Origin of the sequence: Brevibacillus brevis (assembly GCF_031583145.1) — a bacterium.
GTDB classification, from domain to species: domain Bacteria; phylum Bacillota; class Bacilli; order Brevibacillales; family Brevibacillaceae; genus Brevibacillus; species Brevibacillus brevis_E.
In genome coordinates this window covers 5,786,831-5,802,939 of record NZ_CP134050.1, presented here as the reverse complement: position 1 = coordinate 5,802,939, position 16,109 = coordinate 5,786,831, and the positions used below count along the sequence as shown (strand labels likewise).

General features: G+C 55.6%; 12 protein-coding genes. 11 read left to right on the top strand and 1 reads right to left on the bottom strand.

Annotated features, from left to right (window positions below; translation table 11 throughout):
• The first annotated feature begins 81 nt into the window (after positions 1-81).
• The 11 genes from RGB73_RS28585 (at position 82) to RGB73_RS28535 (ending at position 15,179) form a co-directional block, all read left to right on the top strand.
• Positions 82-2,157, top strand: a complete 2,076-nt coding sequence (locus RGB73_RS28585) for a (Fe-S)-binding protein (protein WP_310766875.1) — start codon at positions 82-84, stop codon at positions 2,155-2,157.
• A gap of 110 nt (positions 2,158-2,267) precedes the next feature.
• Positions 2,268-2,807, top strand: coding sequence for a sigma-70 family RNA polymerase sigma factor (locus RGB73_RS28580; RefSeq protein WP_310766872.1), 540 nt, complete (start codon positions 2,268-2,270; stop codon positions 2,805-2,807).
• On the top strand, positions 2,804-3,859 hold the full coding sequence (locus RGB73_RS28575; RefSeq protein WP_310766869.1) for a hypothetical protein: 1,056 nt from the start codon (positions 2,804-2,806) through the stop codon (positions 3,857-3,859). The genes RGB73_RS28580 and RGB73_RS28575 overlap by 4 nt, the downstream gene beginning before the upstream one ends.
• Positions 3,860-4,029: 170 nt before the next feature.
• Positions 4,030-5,208, top strand: a complete 1,179-nt coding sequence (locus RGB73_RS28570; RefSeq protein WP_310766865.1) for an acetyl-CoA C-acetyltransferase — start codon at positions 4,030-4,032, stop codon at positions 5,206-5,208.
• 12 nt (positions 5,209-5,220) lie between these two features.
• Complete coding sequence (locus RGB73_RS28565) at positions 5,221-6,072, top strand: 3-hydroxybutyryl-CoA dehydrogenase (RefSeq protein WP_310766861.1); 852 nt, start codon at positions 5,221-5,223, stop codon at positions 6,070-6,072.
• Positions 6,073-6,105: 33 nt separating this feature from the next.
• Positions 6,106-7,245: an acyl-CoA dehydrogenase gene (locus RGB73_RS28560; RefSeq protein WP_310766858.1), complete on the top strand. Its 1,140-nt coding sequence runs from the start codon at positions 6,106-6,108 to the stop codon at positions 7,243-7,245.
• Positions 7,246-7,325: 80 nt separating this feature from the next.
• Positions 7,326-8,468, top strand: a complete 1,143-nt coding sequence (locus tag RGB73_RS28555) for an acyl-CoA dehydrogenase (protein WP_310766855.1) — start codon at positions 7,326-7,328, stop codon at positions 8,466-8,468.
• A gap of 225 nt (positions 8,469-8,693) precedes the next feature.
• The gene (locus RGB73_RS28550; protein ID WP_310766853.1) at positions 8,694-9,326 is read left to right on the top strand and encodes a TetR/AcrR family transcriptional regulator; all 633 of its coding nucleotides are present in this window, start codon (positions 8,694-8,696) and stop codon (positions 9,324-9,326) included.
• Between the two features lie 15 nt (positions 9,327-9,341).
• Positions 9,342-12,593: a fused isobutyryl-CoA mutase/GTPase IcmF gene (icmF, locus tag RGB73_RS28545; RefSeq protein ID WP_310766851.1), complete on the top strand. Its 3,252-nt coding sequence runs from the start codon at positions 9,342-9,344 to the stop codon at positions 12,591-12,593.
• A 221-nt stretch (positions 12,594-12,814) separates the two neighbouring features.
• Positions 12,815-13,369, top strand: a complete 555-nt coding sequence (rpoE, locus tag RGB73_RS28540; protein ID WP_310766849.1) for a DNA-directed RNA polymerase subunit delta — start codon at positions 12,815-12,817, stop codon at positions 13,367-13,369.
• Positions 13,370-13,577: 208 nt separating this feature from the next.
• Positions 13,578-15,179 carry a CTP synthase gene (locus tag RGB73_RS28535; protein ID WP_310766847.1) on the top strand — a complete coding sequence of 534 codons (1,602 nt, stop codon included), beginning with the start codon at positions 13,578-13,580 and terminating at the stop codon, positions 15,177-15,179.
• 64 nt (positions 15,180-15,243) lie between these two features.
• Here the strand turns inward: RGB73_RS28535 and RGB73_RS28530 are convergent, their stop codons facing one another.
• Positions 15,244-16,038 (bottom strand): lipid II flippase Amj family protein, encoded by a 795-nt coding sequence (locus RGB73_RS28530; protein ID WP_310766844.1) that lies wholly within the window; start codon positions 16,036-16,038, stop codon positions 15,244-15,246.
• Positions 16,039-16,109: the final 71 nt, after the last annotated feature.

The window sequence follows — 16,109 nt, the reverse complement described above, 5'->3', positions numbered from 1 at the left end:
TGAATAGTCATTCATTTTTTTGCCCAATTCTGATAAACTAGAAACAAAAGAAAACGCAAACCATTGAGGAGGAGTAGAATCATGCTGGCACTCATTAATCTGATCGCCTTTTTTCTGGTGCTCGCTTACGGACTTTATTTGGCCGGACATGTCATCTACACGCGGTATTTGTTCATCAAACTGGGGAAAAAGCCGGACGTGAAGGATGATTTCGGCGCACGCATCAATCTGATGCTGGACAATGTCATCTTTCAAAAGAAGCTCTTGAAGGACAAAAAGAGCGGCGTCATGCACGTGGTGATGTTCTACGGCTTCATCATTTTGCAGTTCGGGGCCCTGGAGCTGATCATCAAGGGACTGGTGAAAGGCTTTGAGCTTCCCTTTGGCAGCGCTCACAAATACTTCAGTCTGATGCAGGAGGTCACGACCTTTCTCATCCTGGCTGCCGTCGGCTACGCGTTTTACCGCCGTTATATCGAAAAGCTGAAACGGCTCAAGCGCGGCTTCAAATCAGGAATTGTGCTGCTTTTGATCTCTTCGCTGATGGCGTCGGTCCTACTCTCTCTCGCATTCGAGCAGCTCTGGCTCGGACATGAGCCGTCCGGGTTCGCTCCGATTTCTTCGCTGCTTGCCGTCATTTTCTCGGCGATCGGCGTCGGACAGACGGGAGGAGCCGTCCTCTTTTACGTATTCTGGTGGGCGCACCTGATCATCCTGCTCGGCTTTGCCGTCTACGTGCCGCAATCCAAGCACGCTCACCTGCTGTTTGCGCCGGTGAACGTCTGGTTCAAAAAGCTCGACCCGCCCGGCAAGCTGACCAGCATCAACTTCGAGGACGAGACGCAGGAAGTATTCGGCGTCGGCAAGATCGAGGACTTCACGCAGACGCAATTGATCGACCTGTACGCCTGTGTGGAGTGCGGACGCTGCACGAATATGTGTCCAGCCTCGGGAACCGGCAAGATGCTGTCCCCGATGGATCTGATCACGAAGATGCGCGACCATTTGACGGAAAAGGGAGCAGCGGTGACATCGCGTACCCCGTGGATGCCGAGCTTTGCCTTTGCGCAGACGACCGCCAATCAAATCGCGCTGCAATCCACGGAAGTGGCGGCTGCTTCTGAAGGCGCTGTCGCCATCTATGACAAAAACTTGATCGGCGATGTCATCACGGAGCAGGAGCTGTGGGCTTGTACCACCTGCCGCAACTGCGAGGACCAATGCCCGGTCATGAACGAGCACGTGGAAAAAATCATCGACATGCGCCGCTATCTCGTCATGACGGAAGGAAGCATGCCGGCGGAAGCGCAGCGGGCGCTGAACAACATCGAGCGCCAGGGCAACCCTTGGGGGATCAACCGCAAAGACCGGACGAAGTGGATCGAAGGGCTGAACGGCGAGTACGCGGTGCCGACGGTGAAAGAAGCGGAGGAGTTCGAGTACCTGTTCTGGGTCGGCTCCATGGGCTCGTACGACCTGCGCAGCCAAAAAATTTCCCAAGCCTTCGTCAAGCTGATGCACGAAGCGGGAATCAAGTTCGCCATTCTCGGCAACGAGGAGAAAAACTCCGGCGACACCGCGCGGCGGATCGGGAACGAGTTTTTGTTTCAGCAGCTCGCGCAGGAAAACATCGCCCTGTTCGAAGGATACGAAGTGAAAAAGATCGTCACGTGCGACCCGCACGCCTACAACACGTTCAAAAACGAATATCCGGAGTTCGGACTTACGGCAGAAGTGTACCACCACTCCGAGCTGCTCGCTCAGTGGGTGAAAGAAGGACGCCTCAAACCGACCAAGGAAGTCAGGGAGCGCATCACGTACCACGATTCCTGTTACCTGGGGCGCTACAATGAGATTTACGACAAGCCGCGAGTCATTCTCGAAGCGATTCCGGGAGTGGAAGTGGTCGAAATGAAGCGCAGCGGCTGCGACAGCATGTGCTGTGGCGCAGGCGGCGGCCTCATGTGGATGGAGGAGCACGAGGGCTCCCGCGTCAACGTGACCCGCACGGAGCAGGCACTGGAAGTCAATCCGACGGCAATCGCCAGCGCGTGCCCGTACTGCCTGACGATGATGAACGACGGGATCAAGACGAAAGAACAGGAAGACAGCGTCAAAACCCGCGATGTTGCGGAAATTTTGGCCGACGCGATATAACGTCAGATACGCGAGCCTCGTGCTGATCATTCAGCGGCGGGGCTTTTTCTTTTTTCTGCCCGAAAAATGGTAAGAGAAAGCAAGCAGCTGCATCTAAAGAGTAGGAAGGAGTGAGGAGCCTGGAACTCGCGGAAAAGAGCCTGGACAAAACAAAGGAGGCGCTGTTTGAAGAATTGATCCATCTCTATTTGCAGAAGGTGCTGCGACTTGTTTATTTGATGGTCAAAGACCGAAGCCTGGCAGAGGACATCACGCAGGAAGTGTTCCTTCGCGCTTATAAGAATCTCGGCAGCTTTCGCATGGAGAGCTCCATGCAAACATGGGTGTACAGGATCGCCGTCAACGAAGCGAAAAGGCATTTGCGCTCGTGGTCGTTTCGCCATCTTTTTTTCAAACCGCAGATAGATCTGGAAATCGTCGAGGGAATCGAGTCAACCGTTGTGCAAAACGAGCTGCGCATCCGCTTTGCCAGGCACGTCATGGCTTTGCCGTACAAAGACCGCCAGCTGATTCTTTTGCACTATTATGAGGAAATGCCCGCAGAACAAATAGCGGAGGTTCTGGGAGTGTCCGCAGGTGCGGTCTATACAAAGCTGCATCGGGCGCGCAAGAAGCTCAAGGCGTCATGGGAAAAGGAGGAGCTCGAATGAAGCTGGACCAAATGCTGGCGGGGTTCAAAGAAACAGCTGACCAAACGTTGCTGCAGGGCACAGAGGATACGGCGGACCTGGAGAAGCGGATACGGCTGAAAATCGAGAGCAGCCACGCCAGAAGCCGCCGTCTCGTTTATTCTGTCGGTTTCGCTTTGCTCGCAGCTGTGCTCCTGATCGGGATCACTCCCTATTATCTGCTGAAGCAAATCGGAAGCGGCGTTTCCGGTACAGAGGTTCCTCCTGTTGCCGCCGTGGATGATCAGGTGGTTTTGCAACAGGTGGAAGAGATCAAAAATGTTCTTCGCATCGGACTGTCACAGGAGGAGTTGAAACAACAGCTGCCGTTGGTCTACACGGTAAGGGGACATAGCAATGCCATCGAAGAGGATGCAGACGAGTATTGGGGCTACGCCTTTTTTCGCAAGGGAGGAAAGGGACTGGAAGACGGGGCTTTCGGTGAAAAGGAAGAATTGCTCCAAAGAGAAGCGGGGGCGTATTTGCTGGTCGGGTGGAAGGAGAAAAAGCTTTGCGGTTATTCATTGAGCTATATGCAAGGCGATGACGTGCACGTATTCAAAATGAGAGGAAACGGAACGGTCGCCGAAGAGATCATGGATGCTCCGCGCATCCCGTCTGTTTTTGACTTGACGCCTGCCGAGCAATCCAGCTATGCTGCCTTCAAGAATGAACAGAAGGACGAACTGCTGCGTGGACTGAATCCCATCCAAGTGTTGAAGCTGTATATAAAAGCGGTGGAAGAAGGTGATCTGGTCACGCAGTACGCCTTGCACATTCAGGACGGGGAATTCGAGAAGCCGACGCTGGAGCAGTTTTTGGCAGATGCAAAGAACGATCCGATAGGAGAGAGGAACAACTGGAAACAGGTGAAGACCTTGCGTGAATTTGCAAGTGGATTTTCGGTAGAGCCTACGGCAGACAAGGAAGCGGTCGTATGGATAACGTACAAGGACAATCGCGAGAAAACAGCCTATCGTTTGCAGCCGAGCAAAAAGGGCTTCTGGAAAATTGGCTGGTTGGCCATACAATGACAACGAACAGCCTGACTGGCGGAGAGAAGTCAGGCTGTTCTTTTTTTCGTAATTCATTGACTAATCCGAAGGAAGGCGGCAAAATGAAGATAAGAAAATATGAACGAACGCTCGGTCAATTCACTCTTCGTTGATGGGCGACAACAGCGACTGAATGGAGGGCAACATCCATGAAAACAGTGATTGCAGGGGGAGCACGTACCCCTTTCGGCAAGTTTGGCGGAGCTTTGAAAGCGTTGTCTGCAGTCGAATTGGGCGCGGTTGTGATCAAGGAAGCGTTGGCGCGCTCCGGAGTGTCCGGAGAGCAGGTCGATGAGGTCATCATGGGCATGGTCGTGCAGGCGGGTGCGGGCCAGGTGCCTTCCCGGCAGGCTGCCCGCAAGGCGGGATTGCCTTGGGACGTGGCCAGCGAGACGATCAACAAAGTGTGCGCTTCGGGGATGCGGGCCGTCACGATGGGGGATCAGATCATCCGTGCGGGAGACGGTGAGATTATCGTGGCCGGCGGGATGGAGAGCATGAGCAATGTTCCGTACGCTTTGCCAGACGCACGGTACGGCATGCGGATGGGGGATGCGACAGTTCGGGATTTGATGATGTACGACGGCCTCACGTGTCCGTTTGACCAGGTGCCGATGGCTGTACATGGCAGCAATGTAGCGGACGAGTACGGTATTACCCGCGAAGAGCAGGACAGATGGGCGCTGCGCAGCCAGCAGCGGGCTGCACGGGCGATCGAGAGCGGGATCTTTGCCGAAGAGATCGTCCCTGTGTCGATTCCACAGCGAAAGGGCGACCCGATCCTCGTCAGCCAGGATGAAGGTCCGCGCCCGGACACCACGCTGGAGGTGCTGGCAAAGCTGGCGCCCGTCTACAAGAAGGACGGGACGATCACGGCAGGCAATGCGCCGGGCATAAACGACGGGGCGGCAGCGATGGTCCTGATGTCGGATGACAAGGCTGCGCAGCTGGGGATCAAACCGCTGGCTACCGTTCTGGGGCACGCCCAGGTCGGAGCGGAGGCACCGTATATTGCGACAACCCCAGGTCTCGCCATTCAAAAGCTGCTGAAAAAGACGGGAGTCGCTCTGGAAGACATCGATCTATTTGAAGTAAACGAGGCATTCGCAGCGGTGACGCTGACCAGCGGCAAGATTGTGGGCTGGGACGAGGAAAAAGTGAATGTGAACGGCGGGGCAATCGCGCTCGGCCATCCGATCGGAGCGAGCGGCGCCAGGATCGTCCTGCACCTCGCCTACGAGCTGAAGCGCCGGGGCAGCGGCCTCGGAATCGCAGCTATCTGCAGCGGAGCCGCACAGGGCGATGCCGTCTTGATTAAAGTGGAGTAAGGAGGCCTTTTCATGAATGTACAAACAATGATGGTCATCGGCGCGGGACAGATGGGCAGCGGGATTGCCCAGGTAGCGGCACAGGCAGGCTTCCGCGTCTATCTGAACGATATCAAGCAAGAATTCGTCGACCGCGGCTTGGCGGCTATCGCGAAAAACCTGAGCCGCAGCGTGGAAAAAGGCGCCTTGAGCGAGGAAGACAAGCAGACGGTGCTGTCACGGCTGGTGTCTTCTACCGATTTGGCGGACGGCAAGGAAGCCGACTTCGTCATCGAAGCCGTGACGGAAAACATGGCGGTCAAAACGCAGATTTTCACCAAGCTGGATGAAGTTTGTCCGCCGCATACGGTGCTCGCCAGCAACACTTCTTCCTTGCCGATTACGGAAATCGCGGCAGTGACGAAGCGCCCGGAAAAGGTCATCGGGATGCACTTCATGAATCCCGTGCCCGTCATGAAGCTGGTCGAGATCATCCGCGGCCTGCAGACGGCGGACGAGGTCTATCAGCTGACAGAGGATCTGTCCAAGCAAATGAAAAAAGTGCCGGTCAGCGTCAACGATTTCCCAGGGTTTGTTTCCAACCGGGTGCTCATGCCGATGATCAACGAAGCCATTTACTGCGTATACGAAGGGGTGGCGACTCCCGAGGCAATCGACGAGGTCATGAAGCTGGGGATGAACCATCCGATGGGGCCGCTCACGCTGGCCGACTTTATCGGGCTGGATACGTGCTTGTACATCATGGAAGTACTGCACGAGGGCTTCGGCGATTCCAAGTACCGTCCGTGCCCGCTGCTCCGCAAATACGTAAAGGCGGGCTGGCTCGGCAAAAAATCCGGTCGCGGGTTCTACACTTACAACTGACAGACGATCGATAGGCAGAAAGGTAGGACTGTCATGGATTTTCGACTGATGGAAGAACACGAAATGATGCGCCGCATGGTGCGGGATTTCGCTCAAAAGGAAATCGCCCCTTTTGTCCCGGTGATGGAGGAGATCGATCAGTTTCCGCGACCGGTTTTGAAAAAGATGGGCGAGATGGGGCTGATGGGCATCCCTGTCGGAGAAGAGTGGGGCGGAGCGGGTATGGACTTCCTCTCCTATATCATCGCCATTCACGAAATTTCCAAGGTGAGCGCGACAGTGGGCTGCATCCTGTCCGTTCACACGTCGGTGGGCACCAACCCTATCCTGTACTTCGGAACCGACGAGCAGAAGCGCAAATTCGTGAGCAAGCTGGCAGCGGGAGAGTATTTGGGGGCCTTTGCCCTGACGGAGCCGCATGCGGGATCTGACGCGAGCAGCATACGGACATCAGCCGTTCGCAAGGGTGACGAGTACGTGCTGAACGGAAACAAAGTGTTCATCACGAATGGCGGGGAAGCCGACACGTACATCGCATTTGCCGTGACGGATGCTTCCAAGGGAACGAGGGGGATTTCCGCCTTTATCGTGGAGAGGGACACCCCCGGCTTTATCGTCGGGAAAAAGGAAAAGAAAATGGGGCTGAACGGCTCTTATACGACCGAGCTGGTGTTTGACAACGCTCGAGTCCCTGCGGCCAACCTGCTCGGAAAAGAAGGGGAAGGCTTCACCATCGCGATGGCCAATCTCGACACAGGGCGGATCGGCATTGCCGCGCAAGCGCTCGGGATTGCCGAGGCAGCGGTTGGGTATGCGACCGAGTACGCCAAGGAGCGGAAACAGTTCGGCCAACCGATCGGCAAGCAGCAGGCGGTGGCATTCAAGCTCGCAGACATGGCGACCAAGGCGGAAGCCGCGAGATTGCTCGTCTACCAGGCAGCGTGGCTGCGCAGCCAGGGAAAAGCCTGTGGATTGCAAGCCTCGATGGCAAAGCGCTTTGCCACCGATACGGCAATGGAGCTTGCGACGGAAGCCGTGCAAATTTTTGGCGGCTACGGCTATACGCGCGACTATCCGGTAGAGCGGCTGTTCCGCGACGCCAAGGTCACGCAAATCTACGAGGGGACGAACGAGATTCAACGCATCGTGATCGCCAAGCATTTGCTTTCGTAAGGAAAAGAGGAGTCAATCCCGGAAAGAGCGTCCTGCGCCGGAGCGGATTGGCCGAACAAGCACACGGGGGAGTGGGAGAAATGAATTTTCAATTGACGGAAGAACATGAGATGCTGCGAAAAATGATCCGTGACTTTGCCGAAAACCAAGTGGCTCCGACGGCAGCAGAGCGCGACGAGGAAGAGCGGTTTGACCGTTCCATTTTTGAGCAAATGGCGGAGCTCGGCTTGACGGGCATTCCGTGGCCGGAGAAGTACGGCGGGGCAGGTGCGGACTACCTCAGCTACGTCATCGCTGTCGAAGAGCTGTCCCGCGTGGACGCTTCCATCGGAGTGACGCTGTCCGCCCATGTGTCGCTCGCCAGCTGGCCGCTTTACAAGTTCGGATCGGAGGAGCAGAAGCAGAAGTTTTTGCGCCCGCTGGCTGAAGGGAAAAAGATGGGGGCGTACTGCCTCACCGAGCCAGGCTCCGGCTCCGACTCCGCAGGTATGCGAACGACGGCGGTCCGCGATGGCGACCATTACATCCTGAACGGAAGTAAGATTTTCATCACGAATGCGGGCGAAGCCGAGATCTACATCGTGTTTGCCGTGACCAATCCGGAGCTGAAGCACAAAGGCATCAGCGCTTTCATCGTAGAAAAAGGCATGGACGGATTTACGATGGGCAAAAAAGAGAAAAAGCTGGGGATTCGCTCCTCGCCGACGCTGGCCGTGAACTTCGAGGATGTCCGTGTGCCGGCCGAGAACTTGCTGGGGGAAGAAGGCCAGGGCTTCAAGATCGCCATGATGACGCTGGATGGAGGACGCAACGGGATCGCGGCGCAAGCGTTGGGCATCGCCCAGGGAGCATACGAGCACGCTCTCGGCTACGCGAAGGAGCGCAATCAGTTCGGCAAGCCGATCGCTTCCCTGCAAGCGATTCAATTCAAGCTCGCAGACATGGCCACCAAGATCGAAGCCTCCCGCCTGCTCACGTACCAAGCGGCGTGGCTCGAGGATCAAGGCCTGCCGTACGGAAAAGCATCCGCGATGTCCAAGGTGTTCGCAGGTGACACCGCGATGGAAGTGACCACGGAAGCCGTCCAGGTATTCGGCGGGTACGGCTACACCCGGGAATATCCGGTGGAGCGCTTCATGCGCGATGCGAAAATCACGCAAATCTACGAAGGAACCAATGAAATTCAGCGGGTAGTCATCAGCAACTACTTGCTGAAAGAATAAGATCGATACTACCACCATTTACCGACCGGGGGGGCAGGGCGCCCTGCCCCCGCTGTTTCTTCGCTCGCCCGAGCCGATGCAAGCGGAACTGCAAAAGAAAGGTTTGGCTTCCGCCTTTTACTCGCGTATAATAGTTGCGATAAGATACAGAGACGAGCGTTTTGCCTTTGCTTTGGATAGGGTGGCTGACCAAACGCTCAGTCGGTCGGAAAGGTGGATAATGTTGTGTCTGAGAAACGAAAATCGATTCCTTCTTTAGTGAAGGATCCGAAGCTGATCGAGAAGCGCCGGGAGCAAATCATCGAAGCGGCTGTCAATTTGTTCATCCATAAAGGCTTCCATAAAACCACGACCAGAGAGATCGCCCGTGCGTCTGGTTTTAGTATCGGGACCTTGTACGAGTATATCGAATCGAAGGAAGACGTCCTGTATTTGGTGTGCGACGCGATCCATGCCGAGATGGAGAGCCGTCTGCGCGAGGCGATCAACTTTAACGGGACTGGTCTGAAAATTTTAAAGCTGGCGCTGAAAAGCTTCATCCGCGTGATGGACCAGATGAGCGACCGGGTTTTGCTCATTTATCAGGAATCCAAATCGCTGCCGAAAGAAACGCTGCGTTACGTTCTGGGACGGGAAGAGGAAATCGCCCAGGTTTTCGTAGAGATCATTCGCAAAGGGATCGCCGACGGTTCGATCAGCATGGACGAAAAACACGTCAAGCTCATGGCCGACAATATCATGGTGCTGGGCGAGATGTGGGTGTTCCGCCGGTGGGCTTTGCGCAAACACTATACGCTGGAGGAGTACACGGAGAAGCAGATCGCTTTGTTGCTGCGTGAAATCAGTGTCTCCGAATAAAGGGAGAGTGGAACGATGGAAACGGAAGTGTATCGTCCGCAAAACAAAGTTCGCTTTGTGACCGCAGCCAGCCTGTATGACGGTCACGATGCCTCGATCAACATCATGCGTCGTATTTTGCAATCGTCGGGAGTGGAAGTGATCCATCTTGGCCACAACCACTCTGCCCGCGATATTGTCACCGCTGCGATCCAGGAGGATGTGCAAGGGATTGCCATCAGCTCCTACCAGGGTGGGCATGTGGAGTTTTTCAAATACATCATTGATTTGTTGAAAGAGCGAGGAGCCGAGCATATCCGCGTGTTTGGGGGCGGGGGCGGTGTCATCGTTCCACGGGAAATTCGGGAGTTGGAGAAATACGGCGTGTGCAAAATCTATTCGCCGGACGACGGCCGTCAGCTCGGCTTGCAGGGCATGATCAACGACATGATCCGGCACGCCGACTTTCCGACGGTCAAAGAGCTGAACGATGAAGTGGAAAAGCTGCGCGAGCAAAATCATCAGGCGGTTGCGCGGCTAATCTCCGTGGCAGAGTACGCCGTCGACCAAAAAGAATGGGTGGAGCCGCTCCAAAGCAGCGTGCCAGAGCCGCAGGGGGCGGTCCCGGTGCTGGGAATTACCGGTACGGGCGGAGCAGGAAAAAGCTCGCTCACGGACGAACTGGTGCGCCGGTTCATTCGCAAGTACACTGACAAGACAGTCGCCATCCTGTCCGTCGATCCGTCCAAGCAAAAGTCGGGCGGAGCGCTGCTTGGCGACCGCATTCGGATGAACGCCAACAACACGCCGCGCGTCTACATGCGCAGCCTGGCTACCCGCAAATCGGGGATGGAGCTGTCAGCTGCATTGAAGGACGCGATTCGCGTGGCGCGGGCTGCCCATTTCGATCTGATCATCGTGGAGACGAGCGGAATCGGTCAGGGGGATGCCCAGGTCACCGAGGTGTGCGACGTGTCCATGTACGTGATGACCAGCGAATTCGGGGCGCCGTCCCAGCTCGAGAAGATCGACATGCTGGATTTTGCCGACGTGATTGCCATCAACAAGTTCGAGCGCAAAGGCTCGGAGGACGCTCTGCGCGAGGTTCGGAAACAATACCGGCGCAACCACCAGCAGTTCGAGCTGCCAGACGAGAAAGTCCCGGTCTACGGCACGATCGCCAGCCAATTCAACGATCCGGGCACCAACGTGCTGTTCGCTGCCTTGATGCACAAGATCGTGGAGAAAACAGGAGTGGATTGGCCTCTCGAGGGACTGGATACGACTCCTGTCAAAATTCATAAAACTTCGTTGATTCCGACAGAAAGGGTCAACTACTTGCAAGAAATCGCAAATACCGTCCGCCGCTACCGCCAGTATGCGGAAGAACAGTCGGCGATTGCCCGAAAGCTGTACCAGCTGCACGGCGCAAAGGAGACGCTGCTGGCGTCCGGCGAGGACTCGGCTCGTGAAGTCGCAGCCGTACTGGAAAAACAGATCGAGCTGTTCGAGGAAAAGCTGCATCCGGAGTGCAAGCGCATTTTGGAGCAGTGGCCGAAGCTAAAGGCCGCCTACAAGCAGGATCAATTCGTGACCAAAATCCGAGACAAGGAGATCGTGACCAAGCTGTTCAGCGAATCGCTGTCCGGTACGCGCATTCCCAAAGTATCGGTGCCGCAGTTCGAGGATTGGGGAGAAATCTTGAAATGGTCCCTCAAGGAAAACTTCCCAGGTGAGTTCCCGTATACGGCAGGTGTGTTTCCGTTCAAACGGGAAGGGGAGGATCCGAAGCGTCAATTTGCCGGAGAAGGCACGCCGGAGCGCACCAACCGCCGCTTCCACTTCTTGTCGCAAAACGATGAGGCCAAGCGGTTGAGCACGGCGTTTGATTCTGTGACCCTGTACGGGGAAGACCCCGACTACCGCCCGGACATTTATGGCAAGATCGGCACCAGCGGCGTAAGCATCTGTACGCTGGACGACATGAAAAAGCTGTATGCGGGCTTTGACCTGTGTGCGCCGAGCACGTCGGTGTCGATGACGATCAACGGCCCGGCTCCGATGATCCTGGCGATGTTCATGAACACGGCGATCGAGCAGCAGATCGAAGCATTCGTAGCGCGGGAAGGGCGTCAGCCTACCGCTGAGGAAAGCGAACAGATCAAGGCGTACACGCTGTCGACGGTGCGCGGGACGGTGCAAGCGGACATTCTCAAGGAGGATCAGGGGCAAAACACCTGCATTTTCTCCACAGAGTTCGCCTTGCGGATGATGGGGGATATTCAGCAGTATTTCATCGACCACAAAGTGCGCAACTACTATTCCGTCTCCATCTCGGGCTACCACATCGCGGAGGCGGGTGCGAACCCGATCACCCAACTGGCGTTTACACTTGCAAACGGCTTTACGTATGTCGAGTACTACCTGAGCCGGGGCATGAACATTGACGACTTTGCGCCAAACCTGTCGTTCTTTTTCTCCAACGGCCTCGATCCCGAGTACACCGTGATTGGCCGGGTCGCGCGCCGCATCTGGGCGACCGTGATGAAAAACCGCTACGGTGCCAACGAGCGCAGCCAAAAGCTGAAGTACCACATTCAGACGTCGGGTCGCTCGCTGCACGCGCAGGAAATGGATTTCAACGACATCCGGACTACCCTTCAGGCGCTGGTCGCCATCTATGACAATTGCAACTCCTTGCACACCAACGCCTATGACGAGGCAATCACGACACCGACGGAAAACTCGGTTCGCCGCGCCATGGCCATCCAGATGATCATCAATAAAGAGCTCGGGCTGGCGAAAAACGAAAATCCGCTGCAAGGAGCGTTCATCATCGAGGAACTGACGGATCTGGTCGAGGAAGCGGTCATGCAGGAATTCGAGCGGATCAGCTCCCGCGGTGGCGTTCTCGGTGCGATGGAGACCCAGTACCAGCGCGGCAAGATCCAGGATGAGTCGATGTACTACGAAATGAAGAAGCATACGGGCGAGCTGCCGATCATCGGGGTCAACACCTTTATCAATCCGAATTCCTCCGAGGAAGACTACGAGATCGAGCTGGCGCGCGCCACGGAAGAAGAGAAGGTGCAGCAGATCCAAAACCTGCGCGCCTTCCAGGAAAGAAACCGCGCCAAGGCCGGACCGGCGCTGCGCCGTCTGCAGGAGGTCGCCATGTCCGGCGGCAATATTTTCGCAGAGCTGATGGAGACGGTGAAGGTGGCTTCGCTGGGGCAGATCAGCGCGGCCTTGTATGAAGTGGGCGGACAATACCGCCGGAATATGTAGGATGGATCTCCCTCGGCAGGTCGGCCGGGGGATTTTCCTTCTCTTAGCGTTTGAAAGCCTTGCATTTTCGTCTAAAATAAGGAATACTGTATGTTAGCCTTCGTATGGTGTACAATCGAAGAATCCGTAATTATTGTTGATTTACCGATACAAGGCCGAGCCTCAAAAAGGAAAGGCCGCATGGTATCCCATAGTTTTCAATGGAAAGGACGTGCCCTTCAGTGAGTCAATTGTTTGCCCATATTGATCCAGAAAAACTGAGTGAAATGGCATTGGTTGACATTGCGTATGAAATTTTGCGCGAAACCAACCGGACTTACAACTTCCGCGAACTGATGGATGAACTGGCGACTATTCGCCAGATGTCTAAAGAAGATCTCATGGCCATCATCGCTCAAGTATACACAGAAATTAACATCGACGGCCGTTTCGTCTGCCTCGGCGACAACGTATGGGGCCTCAAACGCTGGTATCCGACCGATACGGTCGAGGAGACCCAGGAAGGCGGAGGCACCAAAAAGAAAAAGGTCATCCTGGACGACGACTTCGACGACTACGATACCGAAGACGAAATCGTCGAAGATTACGAAGAAGACGATGTGGTCATCTTTGAAGACGACGAAGAATTCGTGGACGAAGAGGCCGAAATCGAAGACGATGAAATCGACCCGGAGATCGATGAGGAAGAGCTCGAGGACGAAGAGGAGCTGTTCGAGGAAGAAGAGCTGGAAGAGGCAGAACTGGACGAGGACGCCGAAGACGAAGATGACAAATGATAAGTCCTTGACTTCCGCTTGAGGGACAGATAAAATACTCCTTGGGCTTCACATGAAGAAGGTTTGAATATGGGAAACTATAAAACAAAAGTGCCCCTACCCCATTGGTTCACGGGATAGGACTCGCTTTTGTTTTTCTTTTTTTTGGGAGCCGTCTTCATATGTTTTTCAATCATCTTGAGGATAAGGGAAAGAGGGGACGTTAACGATGACGAAGTATATTTTTGTGACAGGCGGGGTCGTATCCTCGTTGGGAAAAGGGATTACAGCGGCGTCTCTGGGCCGACTCCTGAAGAATCGGGGACTAAAAGTTACCATCCAGAAGTTTGACCCATACATCAACGTTGACCCGGGGACGATGAGCCCGTACCAGCACGGGGAAGTGTTCGTGACGGACGATGGAGCGGAAACGGACTTGGACCTTGGGCACTACGAGCGTTTTATCGACATCAACCTGAGCGCCAACTCCAATGTAACGACCGGTAAAATTTACTCTTCGGTCATTGCGAAAGAACGCCGCGGCGACTATCTGGGCGGTACCGTACAGGTCATTCCGCACATCACCAACGAGATCAAGGAACGCGTATTCCGTGCAGGCCGCGAGACGGGTGCAGACGTCGTCATCACCGAGATCGGCGGAACTGTCGGAGACATCGAGAGCCTGCCGTTCCTGGAAGCGATCCGCCAGATCAAGAGCGACATCGGCCGCGAGAACGTCATGTACATCCATGTGACGCTCGTTCCTTACATCAAAGCTGCCGGCGAAATGAAAACGAAGCCGACCCAGCACAGCGTGAAGGAACTGCGCAGCCTGGGCATCCAGCCTACTGTCATCGTGACCCGGACCGAACAGCCGATGACTCAAGAGATGAAAGACAAGCTGGCTCTGTTCTGTGACATCGATAAAAACGCAGTCGTGGAATGCGTCGACGCCGAGACTCTCTATGACGTGCCGTTGCAGCTGCAAGCACAAGGTCTGGACGATTACGTCTGCCGCCACCTGGGCCTGACTTGCCAGGAAGCGGACATGACCGAGTGGAAATCGCTGGTCGCGAAGATCAAAAACCTGTCCAAGACCACGCGCATCGCGATTGTCGGGAAATACGTGGAACTGCACGACGCTTACCTGTCCGTTGCAGAAGCGCTGTACCACGGCGGCTATGCAATTGATTCCAAAATCGACATCAAATGGGTAAGTGCCGAAGAAGTCACTCTGCAAAACGTCGAAGAGCTGTTGGGCGATGTCGATGGCATCCTCGTCCCAGGCGGATTCGGAGACCGCGGGATCGAAGGGAAAATCATCGCGACGCGCTACGCTCGTGAAAATAAAGTTCCGTTCCTGGGCATTTGCCTTGGCATGCAGATCGCAGTTATCGAATTTGCGCGCCACGTGGCGGGAATGGATCTGGCGAACAGCTCCGAGATCAATCCGGACACGCCTTATCCTGTCATCGACCTTCTGCCGGAGCAAAAGGACATCGAAGACAAAGGCGGCACGATGCGCCTGGGTGTCGGCCCGACCAAAGTCGAAGAGGGAAGCCTGACCGAGCAGGCGTACGGCAGCACCTTGGTGTACGAGCGTCACCGCCACCGTTACGAGGTCAACAACGAATACCGCGAGCAACTGGCGTCTCTGGGCTTGCGTTTTGCCGGCACCTCGCCGGACGGCCGCCTGGTGGAAATCGTGGAAGTACCTGAGCATCCTTGGTTCGTGGCTACCCAGTTCCATCCGGAGTTCACCTCCCGTCCGAACCGCCCGCAACCGCTGTTCCGCGACTTTGTAAAAGCGTCCCTGACCCACCGGAAATAAAGAGAAGCAAGGAAAAAGCACCTGCGCGTGAGAAAACCGCAGGTGCTTTTTTGTGTACGGTCTTTTAATGGAAGAGCGGGGCGATCCACGCGACCCAGTAAGCGGAGGGGATGAGCAGCGCCTGGGCGAGCAGCGTTCCGAAAAAGCGGGAGATCATCAGCCACTGGTACATATCGCGGATTGAGTCGTGCGAGGATGTGCCTTGCATCGCTTTTTCCGTCATGAGCGCGACCTGCGGATCGACCAGGATCGTCATGAAAATGGTGGCAAACCCATTGATCATCCCGGATGACATCGACACGGTTGCTTTGTAATCCGGCGCCAGCAGTGTGGCGTACAGCACGGAAAGGACGCTGCTCGTGTAGATGCCCGTTCCGATGCAGTTGAGAAGCAGGAGGCGCTTGGGCACCCCCTTGATCCGAAAGCGCGAAATAACAGGGAGGCTGGGCACTCGCACGTGGTGCCGCACGCTTCGGAGGCTGTCGATTGTCACGGCCGTGCGCAGCATTTGCGGGATCGAGCCGGCCAGCTCCAGCCTTGCGATCAGTCTTTTCGAGAGCTGTACCGCAGTTGGAAACAACAATATGGCTGTCAGTGTTCCCAGGGTGGAGGCGACAATAATCAAGTGCAGCTTCAGGCTCGGATCGGTATGCTGCAAGGCCGCCTGGTCGATCAGACCCCCGGTGAACGGCCCTTGAATCAAGTTCGAGGTGCGGGACAGCAGCAATATGATGCCGACGAGGGACAAGGCTACGGCCAGTCTCCCCGTCTGTACGCCTGCAAAACGCACGGCGTAGGAAAGAGTCTCTGTGGTATGGATGACGAACGTCAGCAAGCATATCAAAAGGACAGTGTCCATTGCGTTTGCGGGCTCCTCACTCGGCTGTAAAATGGTACAACCATTATACTCCAAAGCGGCAACGCGGGAAA

Bases quoted from the DNA above. Each gene is read 5' to 3' on its own strand.
- RGB73_RS28585 (WP_310766875.1), top strand. From the start codon at position 82: ATGCTGGCACTCATTAATCTGATCGCCTTTTTTCTGGTGCTCGCTTAC.
- RGB73_RS28575 (WP_310766869.1), top strand. From the start codon at position 2,804: ATGAAGCTGGACCAAATGCTGGCGGGGTTCAAAGAAACAGCTGACCAA.
- RGB73_RS28570 (WP_310766865.1), top strand. From the start codon at position 4,030: ATGAAAACAGTGATTGCAGGGGGAGCACGTACCCCTTTCGGCAAGTTT.
- RGB73_RS28565 (WP_310766861.1), top strand. From the start codon at position 5,221: ATGAATGTACAAACAATGATGGTCATCGGCGCGGGACAGATGGGCAGC.
- RGB73_RS28560 (WP_310766858.1), top strand. From the start codon at position 6,106: ATGGATTTTCGACTGATGGAAGAACACGAAATGATGCGCCGCATGGTG.
- RGB73_RS28555 (WP_310766855.1), top strand. From the start codon at position 7,326: ATGAATTTTCAATTGACGGAAGAACATGAGATGCTGCGAAAAATGATC.
- icmF (WP_310766851.1), top strand. From the start codon at position 9,342: ATGGAAACGGAAGTGTATCGTCCGCAAAACAAAGTTCGCTTTGTGACC.
- RGB73_RS28535 (WP_310766847.1), top strand. From the start codon at position 13,578: ATGACGAAGTATATTTTTGTGACAGGCGGGGTCGTATCCTCGTTGGGA.
- RGB73_RS28530 (WP_310766844.1), bottom strand. From the start codon at position 16,038: ATGGACACTGTCCTTTTGATATGCTTGCTGACGTTCGTCATCCATACC.